Origin of the sequence: Nonomuraea spiralis (genome assembly GCF_014648435.1) — a bacterium.
Lineage (GTDB): Bacteria > Actinomycetota > Actinomycetes > Streptosporangiales > Streptosporangiaceae > Nonomuraea > Nonomuraea spiralis.
Window position 1 is genome coordinate 22,330 of the sequence record NZ_BMRC01000024.1, and the last position, 18,213, is coordinate 40,542.

The following is an 18,213-nucleotide window of genomic DNA, read 5'->3' on the forward strand; positions in this document are numbered from 1 at the left end:
CCGCCCCGACGTAGGGTCGCAACCAACCTGGGAAGGAGCGGATCAATGGCGATGCGGTTCGAGCACGAGTTCACTGTCCCGGTTCCGGTCGAGCAGGCGTGGGCGGTGCTGCTCGACGTCGAGCGGGTCGCGCCCTGCCTGCCCGGTGCGACGCTCGACATCTTCGAGGGCGACGAGTTCACCGGCCGGATGAAGGTCAAGGTCGGCCCGATCACGGTCACCTACCGCGGCTCGGCCAGGTTCGAGGACATGGACAAGGACGCTCACACGCTCACGATCCAGGCGTCGGGCAAGGAGGCCAGGGGCTCCGGCACGGCCTCGGCCACGGTCAGGGCGCGCATGACGCCGGCCGACGGCGGCACGTCGGTGGCCGTGGAGACGACGTTCAACGTGACCGGGCGGCCGGCGCAGTTCGGGCGCGGGGTCATGGCCGAGGTCGGGGCCAAGCTGATCGACCGGTTCGCCGGCAACCTCGCCCAGCTCCTGTCCGAGCCCATGGTGGAGCCGGTCGTCCCGCAGGTCGAGCAGCCGCAGGAGCAACCACAAGAGCAGCCGCAGGAGGAGCGGCGGCTGAGCGCGGTGCCCGCGCCCGAGCAGGACGTACGCCCGGCGGGCACGCTGCGGACCAGCCGCACGCCCGACGAGGAGGCGCTCGACCTGCTGGAGATCGCCGGGCAGCCGCTGATCAAACGGCTGGCGCCGATCGCGGGCGGCCTCGTGGTGCTCGCGCTGTTGATCTGGGTGGTTCGTCGCCTTATGCGCTGATTTTTAGCAAAATCCATATCAAGTCCGGACACTTCCCGCTCGTTGGGGGAAGTGCCATTCCCGCAGGTCATTACTGGGGGGACGTGGGATGCCGGACTGCACCGTTGTCGTGATCTCCTACAACGACGCGGCCCGCCTGCCCAGGGCCGTGCGTTCCGTGTTGCGGCAGTCGCTGCGCGACCTGGAGGTGATCATCTCCGACGACGCCAGCACGGACGGCACGCCCGAGGTGGCCGCCCGGCTCATGGCCGGCGACCCGCGGGTGCGCTACCTGCGCAGGGAGCGCAACAGCGGCGGCTGCGGGGCGCCGCGCAACGACGGGATCGACGCCGCGACCGCGCCGTACGTCATGTTCCTCGACAGCGACGACGAGCTGCCCAGACACGCGTGCAAGAGCCTGCTCGCCGAGATCGAGCGCACCGGGGCCGACTTCGTCTCCGGGCAGATCTCCCGGCTGTTCGAGCGGGACGGACGGCTGCGCCCGTACTATCCGTCGTTGTTCGCCCGGCGGCGGGTGGTCGAGGGCATCCGCGCCGAGCCCGAGCTGTTCCTCGACTCCTTCAGCACCAACAAGCTCTACAACCTCGCCTGGCTGCGCCACAACGTGCTGCGGTTCCCCGAGGACATCCACTACGAGGACCACGTCTTCGCCACCGAGCTGTACGCGCTGACCCGCCGGTTCGCGATCGTGCCGTGGGTGGTCTACCACTGGCACCGGGCCTGCTCGAACGAGTCCATCTCGCTCAGCATCGACGAGCTGGACAACGTACGGCAGCGGGTGATCGCGGCCCGGCTGAGCGACGACATCCTGCGCGGCTACGGCGCCGAGGACCTGGTGCCCCTCCGGCAGTACCGGTTCCTGCGGCAGGACCTGCGGGTCTACCTCAATCCGCTGCCGGCCCGCGACCTGGTGTGGGTGAAGGAGTTCGCCTCGATCGTGCGGCCGTACCTGGAGGAGATCCCGGACGAGGTGTTCCAGCGGATCGAGCCGATGGACCGGGTCTGCTGCCGGCTCATCCTGGACGACCGGATCGAGGACCTGCGCCTGGCGGCCGGCTCGCTGACCGGGCCGGGGGCCGCGCCGCGGGCGGCCGTCCAGGCGGACGGGCGCACGTACTGGGGCACGACGGTCGCGCCGGGGCTGGACATCACCGAACTGCGCCTGGCCGAGCTGCCCTACACCGACTCCCGGCTGCGGCACGAGGTGACCGCCCTGGCGACGAGCGGCGAACGGGTGCGGATGACCGTGCGCACGTACGACCCGTTCGGCGTGCTGCCGGCGGAATGGGAGGCGTTCCTCCAGGCGGGCCAGGAACGTGTGCCGATCGAGCCGGTCCCCGCGGGCGACGGCGGGTACGTCAGCGACGTCGTCTTCGCCCCCTGCGGCCGGAGCGACCCGCGCGTCGGCTTCCGGCGCCGCTCCGACGGGCACGTCACCACCGACCGGCTGATCGTCGACCCGAACCTCGAACCGATCGAGTTGTCCGGCTGCACGCTGAAGGCCGAGGGCTACGCCGCCTATCTGTCCGTGCGCACACACTCGCGCGCCCGCGCGGTGCTGCGTCGGGTCAAGCGGCTGCTGCTGCGGAAGCTCAACACGCCGGGCAACAAGCTGCGCGCGTACAAGCTGCTGATCAGGGTGGTGCCGCGCCGCGACGACCTCGCCCTGTTCGAGTCGGACGTCGGCAAGGGCTGCAACGGCAGCCCGCGGGCCATCTACGAGGAGGTGCGGCGGCGCGGACTGCCGATCGAGGTGGTCTGGTCGGTCGCCAAGGACCGCAAGAACTTCCCCCGGGACGCCCGGCTGGTCCGCCGGGGAAGCTGGCGCTACCTGTGGACGATGGCCCGCGCCGGGATCTGGGTGGACAGCCACGGCTTCCCGCTGGACTACCCGAAGCCGCCGGGCACCCGCTACCTGCAGACCTGGCACGGGCAGGGCATCAAGTCGATCGGCTTCGACGCCCCCGACCTGCGCGGCGACTTCGACCGGCCGCGCGCGCAGTGGCGGGCCGCCGTCGCCAGGTGGGACGCGCTGGTCTCGCCGAGCGCGGAGTTCTCCCGGTTGTTCCTGCCCTCCAACGGCTACGACGGCAAGGTCTACCGGTACGGCACGCCGCGCTGCGACGCGCTGGTGAAGGCGGAGCCTGCGGGCGACGTACGGGCCCGGCTGGAGATCCCGCCCGGACGGAAGGTGTTGCTCTACGCCCCCACCTACCGCGACCTGGACAGGACGAGCGGCCGCTCGGTACGGGCCGACCTGGAGCTCATGGCCCGGGAGCTGGCCGGCGACTGGGTGGTGGTCCTGCGTACGCATCCGGTGGAGAAGTACGACCCGCCCGAGCGTCTGAGGCACTTCGTCAGGCCGGCCTCGTCCTATCCGGAGATCAACGACCTCATGCTGGCCTCGGACGCGCTGCTGACCGACTACTCCTCGGTGATGTGCGACTACGCGCTGACCGGCAAGCCGATGGTGTTCCTCATCGACGACTGGGACGACTACCGGCTCACCGAGCGCGGCGTGTACCACGACCTGCCCGCCATCGCGCCGGGCCCCTGCGTGACGACCACGAGGGAGCTGGTGAACGTGCTGCGGGACCTTCCCGGTGCGCACGCCGCCTTCGCCGCCAGGTACGCCGCCTTCCGCGACCTGTGGTGCTCCGACGAACACGGGAACGCCTCCGCCCGGATCGTGGACGACTTCTTCGAGGGGCGTGCCCGATGACCGTCGTCTTCACCTGCCTGGACGCCGACACGCTCGGCGGCATCCAGCAGGTCACCCACACCCTGGCCCAGGGCCTGGCCGAACGCGGCCACGAGGTGCACGTCGTCGGCCTCTACCGCGCCGCCACGCCCTTCCGCTACGTCGAGCGTCCCCGCTACCGGCAACACGTGGTCGGCGGGCCGGCCGGCAGGGAGGGCGCGCTGACCAGGCGCCTGGCCGACCGCAGGATGAAGGACCTGCTCGGCGCGGTCGGGTCCGGCTACGCGGTGATGACCTCGCCGTCGGTGGTGATCAGGCTGTCGGGGCTGCTGCCCGCCGGATTCCGTTCGATCGGGCAGTACCACGGCTCCTACGACCACGCCCGCGGATCCTGGCACCTCGGCTCGATCAAGAAGCACTACCCCGACCTCGACCAGGCGCTCTTCCTCAGCGAGGACGACGCCTGGTCCTTCTCCGAGCACGCGCTGCTGCCCAACGCCTGCACGGTGCCCAACCCTCTGGGCGCCTGGCCGGAGGAGACGTCGGCGCTCGACGTGCCGCGCGTGCTGGGCGTGGGCCGGCTGGAGGGCGTCAAGCGGTTCGACCGGCTGATCAGCGCGTTCGCCCGTGCCGACGCGCCGCCGTCCTGGGAGCTGCACCTGATCGGCGACGGCCTCGAACGCGAGCGGCTGCGGGCGCACGCGGCGCGGGAGGGCGTCGCGGACCGGGTGGTCTTCCGGGGCCTGGTGCCCGCTCATCTGATGCGCGAGGAGTATCTGAACGCCTCGCTGGTGGCGCTGACCAGCGAGCACGAGGGATTGCCGGTCGTGCTGCTGGAGGCGTCCGCGCACGGGGTGCCGTCGGTGGCGTTCGACGTGTCGGGCGGCGTGCGCTCGGCGGGACCGGTACGTGTGCCACCTGGGGACGTGGACGCGTTCGCCGCCGAGTTGTCCGTACTGATGGGGTCGGCGCGGGAACGGCGGCGGCTGGGGGCCGCCGCGCGGGCACGGGCCGAGGCGTTCCGCCTCGACCACGTGCTGGACCGCTGGGAGAGCCTGTTCGCGCACATCGAGCGCTAGACGGTCACCTCAGGCCGCTGCTGCGGGATGCCGGCCAGCGACTGCTGCGTGGTGGTCAGCAGGGCGCCGACCGGGCTCGGTTCGCGCAGCCGGTTGAAGCGGTCGCGCATGGCCTTGCGGGAACGGCTGGCCTTGCGCTTCTGCATGGTCTTCTGGCAGGCCGTCACGTGCTCCTTGGCCGGCCTGGGCGCGCCGGTCAGCTCGTAGCCGTTGGCCAGGAGGCGCTCGCCGAGCACGTGCTCGCACAGCGCGATCTCCCACTCGTCCAGGCGGTTGGCCCAGCTTCCGACCCGGCTGCGGGTGACCTCGCGGTGGGTGTTGCTGTGCCAGACCTTGTGCTGCGGGACGGCCTGGCTGGCCGCCTCGCGGGGGGAGATCATCGACGGGGCGAAGTCCTCCTCCAGGAAATGGCAGAGCTTCTTCATCTCGGTCATCGGGTCGTCGGTGAGGTCTTCGTAGCGCAGCTCGTAGTAGGTGTCGTCGGGCAGCGTGCGCCGCAGCCGGTCGCCCGCGTCGATGGCCTCGGCCCAGGTGGAGACCGCGTGGAAGGAGTCCAGCGTGTACCAGGGCATCTCCTTCAGGGAGGCCACGCAGTCGCGGCCGTCCCTGATCAGGTGGATGAACTGGGCGTCGGGGAAGAGGCGCAGCAGCAGGTCGGTCTGCTTGACGTAGCTGGGCCTCTTGTCGCCCCAGCGGGCCTTGTCGAAGCGGTCGGCGTACATGCGGAAGGCCGTGCCGATGACCGAGCCGAGCGAGCCCGGCCCCTCCACGGCCTGCCGGATGAACTCGTCCTTGTCGATCTTGAGCTCGCGGAACTTCGTGCTGCGGTCGGTCGCGATCCACTGCGCCAGTGCCTTGCGCCGCTGGGGAACCCGCAGGTCACCCCATGTGCGGCGCCGGTAATAAGCGGGAACGAGGAAGCGCGTCTCCGGTGGCACCGCCATGCGCGGGTGCGAGTGGAGCATGAGCTGGAGCATCGTGGTGCCGGACCGCGGGCATCCAATGACGAAGACTGGCCGGTCGGACATTTCGTACTAACCCCCGAAAAACTAGACGAGAACGTGCTCTCGGCTCTCCTGGGAGGGCACGCTGTGCCTGCGCGTGAAGAGCCACATGCGGTAGACAAGGAAGATCTCGTTGGCGAGGAGCAGGACACCGGCCGTCACCGAGAGCGGGATCAGCGCCCATGCCCCGGCCAGCGGCGCGATCACGAAGACCGCCGCATGGAACTCGATGCCGCTGATCAGGTGCGAACGCACCCGGTGCCTGGCCAGGAACCTGTTGAGCCGCCTGAAGAAGGAAGGCAGCCGCCGCCCGCGACCGGCAGTGCGCGGCCCGTGGTCCGCGGGGATGCGCGGCCCGAGATCCACAGGAGCCCGGTCCAGGGGGACGGTGTCCTCGCCGGGCAACTCCGGCTCGCCCCGCTCCTCCCTGACCGCCTCGCGCACCCGCTTCATCTGCGGCGCGTTGACGTACCTGAACAGGTCCAGCACGGCCACCGACGCGCCGAGCAGCACGTAGCGGACATCCTCCGTCAGGATGTACTGCCCGTACGCCAGCCCCCCGGCGCACAGGACCACCCTGACCCGGTCCCCCACGTAGTCCAGCCAGAGTCCGAAGGGCGTCCCCGTGCCCTTGAGCCTGGCGATCTTGCCGTCCACGCAGTCGACCATGAAGCTCAGGTAGAACATCAGGGCGCCTGCGACAAGGTGGTCCAGCGCGAAACAGGTTGCCGACACCATGCCGAGGACCAGCGAGAACACCGTGAGCCCATTGGGGGTCATACGGGTGCGGTTGGCGACGGGAAGGGCGACCCGGCAGGCGACCGGATCCACGAAATACACGGTCCACCAGGAGTCTCTCCGCTTGCGTGTCTCGTAGACGTCATCCAGCGAATAGGTCCTCATGGATCCAGGATGGCCACGGAAGGCCGTCCGGCGATTACTGTCTGGAACTACTGGGGGATGTCCATGCCGCTTCTTGACCAACCCGGCACGGAAAACCGCCACGGCGCGTACGCGTCACCGTCCCGGAACCAGCCCTTGAGCACCAGTCCACGGGTCTCGGCCTTGACCTGGAGCCGCCAGTTCGGGCCGCCGCCTTCGAGCACCCGGGGGTCGATGCCGGCCACCACGCCGTGCCGGCCGACACGCCGCGCCTCCAGGGGCACCCGGCGGCGGCCGTCGCTCAGCCACACGCTCACCTTGCCGACCTTGCGCTCGACCCGGTGGATGGCCACCTGGCCCCGTACGCGGTACTCGGTGCCCGTCCAGGCGCAGTCGTCCACCTTGGCGATCAGCTTGAGCTCCTCGCGGGCGTCGTAGACCTCGTCGGGGATGCCGAGCCGGCGGCGGTCGCGGAAGTAGGGGTAGTCGCCGTACCAGTTGACGTTGCGGAAGCCGCGCGGGCGCACCCGCGTGCCGTCCGCGCGGCTGCGGCGGAAGTCGCGCACCGAGCGCAGTTCCCCGATCAGGCCGCGTCTGAGCAGGTGCAGCTCCAGGCGGCGCAGCGAGGGCGCGGTGGTCAGCGCCCGGGGGCTGAGCTCGTCCAGCCAGGCGTCGGACAGCGCCAGCAGCGGCACCAGGTCCTCGCCCGCCTCCTGCGCCGCCTCCAGCGCCTGGAACAGGAAGACGATGTCCTTCTCCAGCACCAGCGCGTCGAACTCGGGCAGCAGCTCGGGCGCGCCGTCCTCCAGGAAGGCGCGCACCGAGCGGATGGCGGCCAGGCGCTCGTGCAGGTTGGGCAGCTCGGAACGGCGCTGCGTGATCGAGGTCTCCCCCTCCTCGCGCCTGCGCCAGTGGTAGACGACGTCGTCGACCATGTCCACGCCCGTGGCCAGGACGTGGGCCTGCATGGCGACCGGCACGTCCTCGTAGATGCCGGCCGGGAACCGCAGCCCGTGCCGCCGCCAGAAGTCGGCGCGGTAGACCTTGTTCCACACCGTACGATCCCTGACCAGGACCTTCTTGTCGGTGATGTGGGTGCACAGCTGGGGTCGCCGGAAGACCCGCTCGTGCAGGATCGACTCCTCCAGCTCGCCGTCCACCAGGCGCAGGACCGCGCCGCACGCCAGGTCGGAGCCGGTCTCCCCCAGCTTGGCGATCAGCACCTCGTACGCGTGCGGCGGCACGACGTCGTCGCTGTCGGCGAAGGCGAGAAAGGTGCCCCTGGCCCGCCCGAGCCCCTCGTTGCGGGCCGGCCCCGGTCCCATGTTCTGCTGTTCGACCAGCCTGAAGCGGGAGTCGCGGGCCATGAAGTCCTCGGCGATCCGGCGGCTCCCGTCGATCGAGCCGTCGTCGACCAGGATGACCTCGAAGTCCTCCATGGTCTGCGCGGCCAGCGATTCCAGGCACTCCGACAGGTACGGCTCCACGTTGTGGACCGGTACCACGACACTGAGCAGGGGGATCATGACGCTCCTCGGCTTTCTTGGATGGCGTTCGAGGGCAGCATGCCGTGACCGCCCGTCCGGTTCCGCGCCCGATGCCCGTCCCTGATGAGCTCTTTACCCGGCACGGAATCCGCTACGTTGTGCAATGCATTAAGCACGAACAGTAGGGGGAGCGGTGCTGAGAGGCGTCCAGGACGATGATCTGCCCGTTATGCGCCGCTGGCGCAACCACCCGCGGGTGCGTGCCGCCAGCTTCACCGGCCACGAGATCGCCGAGGACGAGCACACCCGCTGGTGGACGACCGTCCGGGCGGACACGGCCAAGCGGGTGCTGATCTACGACCACGACGGGGTGGGCGCCGGGGTGGTGACGTACTCGGGGCTGGGTGGCGGGAGCGGCTACTGGGGCTTCTACCTCGACCTCGACGGCCTCGAACGCTCCGGGGCGCTGCTGCGGGCATGGGTGGGCCTGGAACGGGTCGCCATCGACCACGCCTTCGGCCCCCTCGGCCTGACGACCCTGCGCGGCGAGGTCCTGGCCGACAACGAGCCGGTACGGCGGCTGCACAAGCGGTTCGGGTTCGCCGAGATCGGCCTCTACCGGCGTCCGGTCGACGGGGTGCCGCGCGCGGTCGTGGTCACCGAGCTGAACAAGGAGGAACGAGCATGATCTCCATCGGAGGGCGGACGATCGGGGCCGAACGGCCGCCGTTCGTGATCGCCGAGATGTCCGGCAACCACAACGGGAGCCTGGAGCGGGCCCTCGCCATCGTCGACGCGGCGGCGGCCGGCGGGGCGCACGCGCTGAAGTTGCAGACCTACCGGCCCGACACGATCACCATCGACGCCGACGGCCCCGCCTTCCGCGTGGGCGACGGGCACGAGCTGTGGGGCGGAGCCAACCTCTACCGGCTGTTCGAACGTGCCCACACCCCCTGGGAGTGGCACGAGCCGATCTTCGACCGGGCCCGCGAGCACGGGCTCCTGGCCTTCTCCGCGCCCTTCGACCCGACCGCCGTCGAGCTGCTGGAGAAGCTCGACGCGCCGGCGTACAAGATCGCTTCGTCGGAGATCGTGGACCTGCCGCTGATCAGGCTGGCCGCCTCCACCGGCAAGCCGCTGATCATCTCCACCGGCATGGCCACGGCCGGCGAGATCGAGGCCGCGGTGACGGCCGCCCGCCAGGCCGGCTGCACGCAGCTCGCCGTACTGTCCTGCACCGCCTCGTACCCGGCCTCGCCGGCCGAGAGCAACCTGCGCTCGCTGCCGCTGCTGGCCGCGCTCACCGGCGCCGAGGTCGGCGTCTCCGACCACACCCCCGGCATCGGGGCCGCGCTGGCGGCGGTCGCGCTGGGCGCGTGCCTGATCGAGAAGCACGTGACCCTGTCGCGGGCCGACGGCGGCGTCGACGCCGCCTTCTCGCTGGAGCCGCCCGAGCTGGCGGCGCTGGTGGAGGAGAGCGAGCGGGCCTGGCAGTCGCTGGGCAGCCCGGTGCTCGGGCCGCGCGAGTCCGAGCGCGAGGGCCTGCGTTTCCGCCGATCCCTCTACGTGGTCCGCGACGTACGGGCGGGCGAGGCGGTGACCAGGGACAACGTCCGGTCGATCCGCCCCGCCGGCGGCCTGCTCCCCGACGCCATCGACGAGGTCGTCGGCCGCCGGTTCACCCGCGACGCGATGCTTGGCACGCCGCTGACCTGGGACCTCATCTGATCCACAGGTCGAGGAAGGCGTCGGCGACGCGCTCCCGGCCCTTGCCGTCGACCAGCCCGCCGCCCCGCCTGCCGTGCTCCTCGCGCAGCGCGGGGTCGGCGAGCAGGCGGGCGAGCACGCCGACGGCCTCGGCGTCGGCCGCCCGGCCCAGCCCGGCGGCCACGCCCCGGCCCACCAGCGCCCGGTAGCCGATGAGCTGGTTGTCGGCGACCCAGCTCAGCGCCGTGGGCACCCCGAGGTGGAGCAGCTCCCAGATGGCCGAGCCCGCGGCGGTGACCACGAGGTCGGCGGCGGCCATCAGCTCGGGCAGGCGGTCGGTGGGCGGGATGACCGTGATGTCCTCGCCCGCCTCGAACGGCTCCGGGCTGACCACGGTGGCCCGGAACGGCACCCGCGTGAACGTGAGCGCCTCGGCCCAGGCGGGGCCGACGCGGGCGCTGTCGGTGCCGCCGAAGAAGCACAACACCCGCGGCTCCGGCCTCGGCACCCGTACCCGCCGCCGCCCGCGGACGCTGTCGCGCAGCAGCGCGTACCGGGTGCCGGCGAGCCGCCAGGCGTCGCGGGGCAGCGGGAAGGGCCGGTCCTCGGCGCCGAGGTTCTGGTCGAGGTAGAGGTCGGCCTCCTGGCCGAGCGGGTCGCCGTCGACGATCGCCAGCACGGGGAAGCCCGCCGCCCTGAGCGCCGCGCCCGTGCCCTCCGGCAGCTCGTACGAGTCCAGCACCACCGCGTCGAGCCGCAGCTCACAGGCCAGCGCGGCCAGCCGGTCGGGCCCCGCCGGGGCGGTCACCAGCGGCAGGCCACGGCTGCTGAGCTGGGCCAGGGCCCATTCGGAGCCGGAGACCGTGCCGAGGAAGACCACCTCCACGCCCCGCGCGCCCAGCTCCTCGGCCAGCGCCACGCACCGCACCAGATGACCGGCCCCGCTCCCCGCCGCGGCGTCGCAGCGCACGCCCACCCGCCCGCTCATGCGTCCTGCAGCTCCTTCTGGCGTACGTGGGCGTTGAGCTCGCAGACCTCCGGCCGGGCCCGCAACCAGCTCACCAGCGTACGGACCGGGACGCAGCCGTCGCCCAGCTCCTCGACCACCCGCGTGATGAGCCGCCAGTCGTCCTCGGTGTCGAGCGTGACCCGCAGGTCGTCGGCGGCGGGCGGGTGGGCGAGGCCGAGCAGCCGCGACTCGCCCGGGTGGGCGTAGACGTAGGAGGTCACGTGGGTGCGGTGGTAGCCGGTGGCCTCGGCGTCCGCGCGCGCCAGGGCCGCCGCGCCCACGATCTCCACGTCGAGCCCGCGCGGCAACGTCCGGGCCAGGCTCGTGCTGAGGTAGTCGAGCTCGGGGAGCGCGCGGAAGACCAGCACCGACTCCCTGATCACGACGGGGTCGAGCAGGGGGCAGTCGGCCGTGAAGCGCATGACCGCGTCGGCGTCACGGCCGGCCAGCGCCTGTATGAACCGGGTGAGCACGTCGTCGACGGGCCCCCGGTGACAGGCCACGCCGAGCCGGTCGCACTCGGCCGCCACCGCGTCGTCGGCGGCAAGCGTCGTCGTGGCCACCACGAGGTCGTCGAGCGCCCGCGACTCGCGCGCGGCGCGGACGACCCAGCCCAGGACCGAACGCCCGCCGAGATCGCGCAGCACCTTCCCGGGCAGCCGCGTGGAGCCCATCCGAGCCTGGATGATTCCGACAATACGCATCAAAACCACATTCCCCTGTGTGACCATACGTGGTTGACTGATCGCGCTATGCTACCGGCCAGCTTGAACGACCATGGTTCGTCAGCGCGATTTCAGGGGGCCGCGTGAGCATTCTCAGTGGATCGTCCATTCTGATCACCGGGGGAACGGGGTCCTTCGGAAAGGCGTTCGTCCGCCACGCGCTCGACTCGCTCGGGGTGCGCCGCCTGGTGGTCTTCTCCCGCGACGAGCTCAAGCAGTACGAGCTCAAGCAGCTCTTCGGCGACGACGAGCGCCTGCGCTGGTTCATCGGCGACGTACGCGACCGCGACCGGCTCACCCGCGCCATGCACGGCGTCGAGCACGTCGTCCACGCCGCCGCGCTCAAGCAGGTCGACACCGCCGAGTACAACCCGTTCGAGTACGTCCGCACCAACGTCGCCGGCTCCCAGAACGTGGTCGAGGCGGCCATCGACAGCGGCGTGCGCAAGGTCGTCGCCCTGTCCACCGACAAGGCCAGCAGCCCGATCAACCTCTACGGCGCCACCAAGCTGGTCGCCGACAAGCTGTTCGTCTCGGCCAACCACTACGCCGCCGCCCACAAGACCCGCTTCGCCGTCGTCCGCTACGGCAACGTCGTCGGCAGCAGGGGCTCGGTGGTGCCGTTCTTCCTGCGCCTGGCCGAGCAGGGCGGCAGCCTGCCGATCACCGACAAGCGCATGACCCGGTTCTGGATCACCCTCGACCAGGCCGTGCGGTTCGTGGTCGACTCCTTCGACCTCATGCAGGGCGGCGAGCTCTACGTCCCGCGCATCCCCAGCATGCGCATCACCGACCTGGCCGAGGCGCTGGCCCCCGACAGCCCGGTCTACGAGATCGGCATCAGGCCCGGCGAGAAGCTGCACGAGGAGATGATCGGCCCCGACGACGGCCGCAGGACCCTGCGCCTGACCGACCGCTACGTCGTCCAGCCCACGATCGCGACCTGGGGCTACGAGGCGCCGCAGACCGGCGAGCTGCTGCCCGAGGGCTTCTCCTACCGCTCCGACACCAACGACCGCTGGCTGTCCGTACACGACCTGCGCGACATGGTGGCCGGCTGATGCTGCCCTACGGACGGCAGTCCATCATCGAGTCCGACATCGAGGCGGTTGTTGAGGTGCTGCGCGGCGACTGGCTGACCACGGGGCCCGCGGTCAGGCTGTTCGAGGACGAGCTGGCCCAGTGGACCGGCGGCGTGCCCTGCGTGTCGGTCACCTCGGGCACGGCCGCGTTGCACGTCGCCTACGCGGCGGCCGGCGTCGGCCACGGTGACGAGGTGATCACCTCGCCGCTCACGTTCGTCGCCACGGCCGCCACGGCCGTGCTGGGCGGCGCGCGGGTGGCCTTCGCCGACGTGCAGCCCGACACCGGCAACATCGACCCCGACTCGGCCGCCGCCCTGGTCACGCCGCGGACGCGGGCGATCACGGGCGTCGACTACGCGGGCCATCCCGCCGACTACGACGAGCTGCGCACGCTCGCCGACCGGGCCGGCGCGGTGCTGGTGGCCGACGCGGCGCACTCGATCGGGGCGTCGTACAAGGAGCGGCCGGTGGGCTCGGTGGCCGACCTGACGACGTTCTCGTTCTTCCCGACCAAGACCGTGACCACCGCCGAGGGCGGCGCGGTGGCCGCGGCCGACCCCGCCCACCTCGAACGGGCCACCCGGTTCCGCAACCACGGCCTGGTCAGGGACCCGGCCGAGCAGCGCGACCCCGGTCACGGCGGCTGGCACCAGGAGGTGCACGAGTTCGGGCTCAACTACCGGCTGCCCGACGTGCTGTGCGCGCTCGGCGTCAGCCAGCTCCGCCGCCTCGAACGCTTCCGCGCCCGCCGCGCGGCGCTGGTCGCCCGCTACAACACGCTGCTCGCCGACGTGCCCGGCCTCACGCTGCCCGCGCAGCGGGCCTACGTCACGCCGAGCTGGCACCTCTACCCGGTCAGGGTGCGCGACGGGCGCCGGCGGGAGGTCTACGAACGTATGCGGGCCGCGGGCATCGGGGTGCAGGTCAACTACATCCCGGCATATTGGCACCCGGTGTTCGAGGACCTCGGCTACCGGCGTGGGCTGTGCCCGCGGGCCGAGGCGTACTACGCCGAGGAGTTGTCACTACCGCTGTTCGCCGACCTGACCCACGACGAGCAGGACCGCGTCGTCGAGACGCTCGCGGGCATCCTCGGCTGAACGGCGGCGGTCAGCGTTCGGCCAGCAGCAGGCAGCCGTCCTCGCTGCGGTCGATGAGGAAGCGCCGGTCGTCGACGGTGGCGACCTGGCGCTCGGCCCGCCGCATGAGCGGCCGGATGAGCCGGCCCTGGTCGAGGACGACCTCCCACCACGACTCGCGGCCGACGCACTCGTCGATCCCGGCCAGCGGCACCCGCGCGGAGAAGTCCTGGCCGGCCAGCGCGACCGGGAAGTACATCTCCTCGCCGTCGCTCTTGCGCCGCAGCCGCACGACCGGCTCGCCGTCGCCGAGGTCGTTGATCCGGCCCGAGAAGACCAGGTCGCCGTCGTCCACCCGGCACTCGCCGATGACCGCCTGGGCATGCCGCAGCCGCAGCCCCCAGGCGCCCTTGGAACTGCGCGCCGGCACCAGCCACACGCCCGACCTGCGGCGCGGCGCGGGCACCGGCGGCGGCAACCAGCGCGGCCCGGCCACCTTCGCGTCGAGCTTCAGCCCGTGGCCCTTGAGCTGCACGTACAGGTTCCAGTGGCCGCGCCGGGCGAGCTGGGCCGGCGTGAACGCGGCGGGGTCGAAGGCGAAGGCGAAGGGGAAGGCGTGCTCGGGCGCCGTGACGCCCTCCTCCAGCTCGGCGTTCTCCCAGGCGGGGACGCTCTCCTCGTCCGACAGGCGGATGATCTCGCCGGTTGCGCGTTCGGCCAGCCAGGCCGACAGGCGCACCCGGCGCAGCGCGCCCGCGTCGAAGCGGCCGAGCGCCGCCCGGCCGACGCCGGTCAGCACGCCGTCACGCCACTCCAGCGACACCAGGCGGGCGGTCAGGGTCAGCTCGGCGGAGACCTCCGACAGGTGGCCGGGCATCGCCGGGTGGCGGCCGTACCAGCGTCGGCGCAGGAGACCGGACGGGTTGATGCGCGGTTGCAACCGCCCGTCGCGGGCCTGCTCGAACACCTCGGCCAGCTCCGCCAGCCGCCGCCGGTGCAGCAGGTGGACCTGGAGGCGGTGCTCGAACGGCGCGCTCAGCCAGGACTCGCGGGACACGCCGTCGAGGTAGCGCACCATCAGGTCGAGCAGCTCGGGCCCGACGTCCTTCGTCGCGGCCGCCTCGACGGCCACGGTCAGGTCGATGTCGAGCGTGTCGCAGTCGAAGTCGTGCCTGAGCTTCGGCGCCTCGCGGGCGAGCAGGTCGGCGGTCTGGAGCACCGACAGGAACCGGTCGCGCAGGTTGCCCGGCTCCAGACGGCGCTGGGTGATCGAGGAGCCGGGCTCGTCACGCTGCCGCCAGTGGTAGACGACCTTGGACAGCACGTCGACCGAGCGGGCCCCCACATGGGCGGCCATGGCGACGGGCTGGTCCTCGTACATGCGCTCGGGGAAGCTCAGGCCGAGCCGGTCCCAGAAGGCGCGGCGGTAGACCTTGTTCCACAACATGCGGTCGCGGATCAGCAGCGGGTGGCGGGTGATGTGGGTACGCCTGACCGGCGTCGCGAACGCCTCCCGGTGCGCCCAGGAGGGGATGAGCAGGTTGCGGTAGAGCCGCATGACGTTCCCGCAGGCCAGGTCGGAGCCCGTGGACTCCAGCGAGGACACCAGCCGCTTGAACGCCTCCCGCGGCACGGTGTCGTCGCCGTCCACGAAGGCCAGGTAGCGGCCGGTCGCCTGGACCAGGCCGACGTTGCGGGCGCGTCCGACGCCCTGGTTGGGCTGCCTGATGAGACGGATCCGGGGATCGGCCGCCTGCCTGGCCTCGACCTCGGTGTACCCGTCGTCGCGGCTGCCGTCGTCGACGCAGATGACCTCCAGGTCGGACAGCGTCTGCTCGGAGATGGAGTCCAGACAGGGACCGATGTACTTCTCGACGTTGTGGAAAGGGACGATCACCGAAATAACCGGCACATGCACTCCTCAGCGTTGTCGTCGGCTCGTCAACCGGACAGCATTCGGATGACCCTGCGGGCGACCCTGCGCGGGCGGGCCAGACGCCGGGAGAGGCGGTACCCGAGCGTGCGCCGGACGGCGGCGGCCTTGCGCTGAGTCTTTCTCACCTTGGACTTGGCCCTGACCAGCTCGCGTTCGCGGTAGGAGAGCTTGGTCTCCAGGCGCGAGATCCTGGCCAGGGCCGCGGTGAGCTGGTCGGCCAGGCGGTCGCGGGCGCCGAGCAGGTCACGGTAGGTGGGCGTGTCGGCCTGCTCGGCGGGGTGGCCCAGCTCGGCGTCGTACTTGCGGGCCAGGTCGAGGTCGCCGGGGTCGCAGGGGCGGCCGGCCATGCCGCAGAGGGTGAGCGTGAGCTGGTCGGCTTCGAGCGGCCACGGCCAGGGGTGGTGGTGCCCGGCGGCCAGCAGGCGTACGGCGAAGCGCCACAGGACGCGGCACAACACCACGCGCGGCTCGGGCGGGACGGCCGGGGTGGCGGTCTGCGCGATGGCCGCGAACCGCTCGCCGTCGTAGACGAGGCTGTCGGCGGCCACGCACGGCCCGCCGTCGAACTCCAGCCAGTCGGCCAGCGCCGCCAGCAGCTCGCGCACGGCCTTGGTGTCCTCGCGGGCGCACGCCTCGACCAGGATCTCCTCGACCACGCGTCCCGCCGGGGCCGGGTGCTCCTCGCCGTCGGGCAGCCGCCGCAGGCCGCTCCTGGTCAGCTCATGGACGGCCGCGCCCTCCTCGATCAGCCCGAGCGGCAACGCGACCCCCTCCCACTCCTCCGGGCCCGTGTCGAACTCGCCGCAGGGTTCGTCGGCCGCGACGTCGTCGTACGGCGAGAGCCGGGACGCGGGGGCGGGCGGCGCGGACGCCGGGCCGGGAGGCGCCGGGGGACGCGTGGCGACGGCGAGCCACAGCGGGGCCAGCTCCTCCCCCAGCCGGTGGCGGAACACCAGCCGGGTCAGCCGCAACGGGTCGGCCACCAGCGTCCGGTCACCGCCCCTGGCGCTCAGCGGGAACGTGATCGACTCCGGCAGGTCGAAGGCGAGCGCCTCGCGCGCGAGCAGCGCCCGGGGCGCCTGGCGAGCGGGATAGGCCGCGTAACAGCGTTCGACGCTCAGACCCGCGCCCTCCAGAGCGCCGTCGAGCGCGCCCGGCCCGCTCGGGTAGCTCGGGTCGAACCCGTGGGGCGCCCACTGGTCGTCGCCGCCCTCCCGGTCGGCGGTCCTGGCCTCGATGAACCGGTCGACGCCCAGGTCGTTGCGCACGCCCAGCACCAGCCGCCCGCCGGGCGCCACGAGCGCCGACAGCGCGCGCAGCGACTCGGTCCAGGCCGTCGCGGGCGCCTCGGCCGAGTGCGTGCGCAGCAGCCCGTCGAGCGCCAGCACCAGCTCGTACGGCTCCTCCGCGTCGAACACGTCGAGCCGCCCGCAGTGGACGGCGAGCTCGGGGTGCCGTTCGCCGAGGGCGCAGGCGTCGGGGTAGGAGCGCAGCAGCACGGCCGTCTCGCCCGCGCGGCTCACCACGTCGTCGACCAGGACCTGCGAATGCGGCCCGACCAGCAGCACCCGGCCGGTCCCCGGGATCATCCGCCTGACCAGCTCCAGGGCCGCGCCGCGCCAGTCGGTGACGCCGGCCATGTGGGACATGTCCGACCACAGCAGCATCTCGCCGCCGATCAGCCGGACGTTGCCGGGCGCCTCGTTCACGCGCTCGCTCATGACCGCGCCCCCCGGAGCGGGCCCGGCCGCCCGGAGGCGGTCACCCTGCCCGAGGGCTCGGGCCGCCTCGCCCCCGCCGCGCCTCCTCCTGCCGGCGCTCCCCCGGGCACCCGCTTCCATCCGAACATTCGCCGTAGCTCCTCCGGTGTCGCCTGATATTCGAATCCCAGCTCCTGCCGCGCCACTTCGGCGGCCAGCCCGGGATCGACGTGCGTGCCGTGCAGCTCGGGCCAGAGCCGCATGCGGCGTGCCGTGCCCCCGTACTCGGGGCGCTCGTCCTCGTACTGCATCGGGTCCCCGTACACGGCCACCTCGCAGCCGACCGACGCGCCGTAGAACAGCGCGCTGCCGAGCCGGTTGGAGGCCACCCTGCGGTGGCGCCGCAACTGGATCAGCTGCCGGCGCAGGAAGTCGCGCCCCTTGCTCTCCCACCGGGAGCCGCGCTCGCCGTGACAGATGACCTTGAATCCCCTCGATTCGTACGCCCGCCGGATGTCCGGATTTGCATATTCCAGCCAATAAAGGCAGACAGTTACCGGTTCGGTCTCGACATTTCGGATTTCGTCGGCGAGGCGGGCGTGGTCCCCGTTCACGGAGGACTTTTCCCAGCCATGAAAGGGATACCAGATCGTACCCTTCCGCTCGGAGGTCACGCCGAGCTCGGACTCCAGGTAAAGGAGGTAGATCCAGGGCGCGCCGATGAGATAGTGGCCGCGTCGTCCCATCGACCAGCCTCGGCGTCGAAGCACGTCGGACCAGATGAAACGAGGATATCCCGGGCTGCACCAATGGTCGTTCGGGGGAAATCCGTGGAGATAGTTCCATCCGTGCTGAAGGAAACCCTGGATTCGTTTTGGCGTCTCGTCCGGCAGGTCGCAGTACCTGCCCAGAATGCGCGAGTGCCCGTACCAGTGATTGGATTCGTCCATCATTCCCCCTGTAGCGGTTGGCGCGCCCCTTGGGACATTCCCAGCCCCGAACGACGACCACGCGCCGTTATACGCTTCCATTACTCACGTCGGGGGCTTGGTTT

General features: G+C 71.6%; 15 protein-coding genes. 7 read left to right on the forward strand and 8 right to left on the reverse strand.

The window, feature by feature from the left end:
* Positions 1-45 precede the first annotated feature (45 nt).
* The 3 genes from IEZ27_RS39955 to IEZ27_RS39965 all read left to right on the forward strand — a co-directional run bounded on the left by IEZ27_RS39955 (position 46) and on the right by IEZ27_RS39965 (position 4,545).
* Positions 46-765, forward strand: a complete 720-nt coding sequence (locus tag IEZ27_RS39955) for an SRPBCC family protein (protein WP_189652033.1) — start codon at positions 46-48, stop codon at positions 763-765.
* Between the two features lie 88 nt (positions 766-853).
* On the forward strand, positions 854-3,487 hold the full coding sequence (locus tag IEZ27_RS39960) for a bifunctional glycosyltransferase/CDP-glycerol:glycerophosphate glycerophosphotransferase (protein WP_189652034.1): 2,634 nt from the start codon (positions 854-856) through the stop codon (positions 3,485-3,487).
* On the forward strand, positions 3,484-4,545 hold the full coding sequence (locus tag IEZ27_RS39965; protein ID WP_189652035.1) for a glycosyltransferase: 1,062 nt from the start codon (positions 3,484-3,486) through the stop codon (positions 4,543-4,545). The genes IEZ27_RS39960 and IEZ27_RS39965 overlap by 4 nt, the downstream gene beginning before the upstream one ends.
* On the opposite strand, the gene IEZ27_RS39970 is transcribed toward IEZ27_RS39965, so the two are convergent.
* From IEZ27_RS39970 to IEZ27_RS39980, 3 genes are read right to left on the reverse strand one after another with little or no spacing between them, the layout of a single operon-like run.
* Positions 4,542-5,573, reverse strand: coding sequence for a sulfotransferase family protein (locus tag IEZ27_RS39970; RefSeq protein WP_125644511.1), 1,032 nt, complete (start codon positions 5,571-5,573; stop codon positions 4,542-4,544). The genes IEZ27_RS39965 and IEZ27_RS39970 overlap by 4 nt on opposite strands.
* Before the next feature lie 21 nt (positions 5,574-5,594).
* On the reverse strand, positions 5,595-6,452 hold the full coding sequence (locus IEZ27_RS39975; protein ID WP_189652036.1) for a CDP-alcohol phosphatidyltransferase family protein: 858 nt from the start codon (positions 6,450-6,452) through the stop codon (positions 5,595-5,597).
* A 47-nt stretch (positions 6,453-6,499) separates the two neighbouring features.
* Complete coding sequence (locus IEZ27_RS39980) at positions 6,500-7,957, reverse strand: glycosyltransferase family 2 protein (protein ID WP_189652037.1); 1,458 nt, start codon at positions 7,955-7,957, stop codon at positions 6,500-6,502.
* A 154-nt stretch (positions 7,958-8,111) separates the two neighbouring features.
* On the opposite strand from IEZ27_RS39980, the gene IEZ27_RS39985 reads away from it, so the two are divergent.
* Complete coding sequence (locus IEZ27_RS39985; RefSeq protein ID WP_189652038.1) at positions 8,112-8,606, forward strand: GNAT family N-acetyltransferase; 495 nt, start codon at positions 8,112-8,114, stop codon at positions 8,604-8,606.
* Entirely contained in the window at positions 8,603-9,646 is a 1,044-nt protein-coding gene (gene pseI / locus IEZ27_RS39990; protein WP_189652039.1) for a pseudaminic acid synthase, read from the forward strand. Before IEZ27_RS39985 ends, pseI begins: the two co-directional genes overlap by 4 nt.
* On the opposite strand, the gene IEZ27_RS39995 is transcribed toward pseI, so the two are convergent.
* Together IEZ27_RS39995 and IEZ27_RS40000 are read right to left on the reverse strand one after the other, a co-directional pair.
* Complete coding sequence (locus IEZ27_RS39995; protein ID WP_125644518.1) at positions 9,639-10,613, reverse strand: PseG/SpsG family protein; 975 nt, start codon at positions 10,611-10,613, stop codon at positions 9,639-9,641. The two genes, pseI and IEZ27_RS39995, sit on opposite strands and share 8 nt — an antisense overlap.
* Positions 10,610-11,338: a cytidylyltransferase domain-containing protein gene (locus IEZ27_RS40000; RefSeq protein WP_229824773.1), complete on the reverse strand. Its 729-nt coding sequence runs from the start codon at positions 11,336-11,338 to the stop codon at positions 10,610-10,612. The genes IEZ27_RS39995 and IEZ27_RS40000 overlap by 4 nt, the downstream gene beginning before the upstream one ends.
* 104 nt (positions 11,339-11,442) lie before the next feature.
* Between IEZ27_RS40000 and pseB the strand changes: the two genes are divergently transcribed.
* Together pseB and IEZ27_RS40010 are read left to right on the forward strand one after the other, a co-directional pair.
* Positions 11,443-12,420: a UDP-N-acetylglucosamine 4,6-dehydratase (inverting) gene (gene pseB / locus IEZ27_RS40005; protein WP_189652041.1), complete on the forward strand. Its 978-nt coding sequence runs from the start codon at positions 11,443-11,445 to the stop codon at positions 12,418-12,420.
* On the forward strand, positions 12,420-13,544 hold the full coding sequence (locus IEZ27_RS40010; protein WP_189652042.1) for a DegT/DnrJ/EryC1/StrS family aminotransferase: 1,125 nt from the start codon (positions 12,420-12,422) through the stop codon (positions 13,542-13,544). The genes pseB and IEZ27_RS40010 overlap by 1 nt, the downstream gene beginning before the upstream one ends.
* A gap of 10 nt (positions 13,545-13,554) precedes the next feature.
* On the opposite strand, the gene IEZ27_RS40015 is transcribed toward IEZ27_RS40010, so the two are convergent.
* The 3 genes from IEZ27_RS40015 to IEZ27_RS40025 are packed head-to-tail and all read right to left on the reverse strand — an operon-like array spanning position 13,555 to position 18,112.
* Entirely contained in the window at positions 13,555-15,435 is a 1,881-nt protein-coding gene (locus IEZ27_RS40015) for a glycosyltransferase family 2 protein (protein WP_189652043.1), read from the reverse strand.
* 29 nt (positions 15,436-15,464) lie between these two features.
* Positions 15,465-17,180 carry a methyltransferase domain-containing protein gene (locus IEZ27_RS40020; protein ID WP_189652044.1) on the reverse strand — a complete coding sequence of 572 codons (1,716 nt, stop codon included), beginning with the start codon at positions 17,178-17,180 and terminating at the stop codon, positions 15,465-15,467.
* The gene (locus IEZ27_RS40025) at positions 17,177-18,112 is read right to left on the reverse strand and encodes a hypothetical protein (RefSeq protein WP_229824774.1); all 936 of its coding nucleotides are present in this window, start codon (positions 18,110-18,112) and stop codon (positions 17,177-17,179) included. The genes IEZ27_RS40020 and IEZ27_RS40025 overlap by 4 nt, the downstream gene beginning before the upstream one ends.
* Between the last annotated feature and the right edge of the window lie 101 nt (positions 18,113-18,213).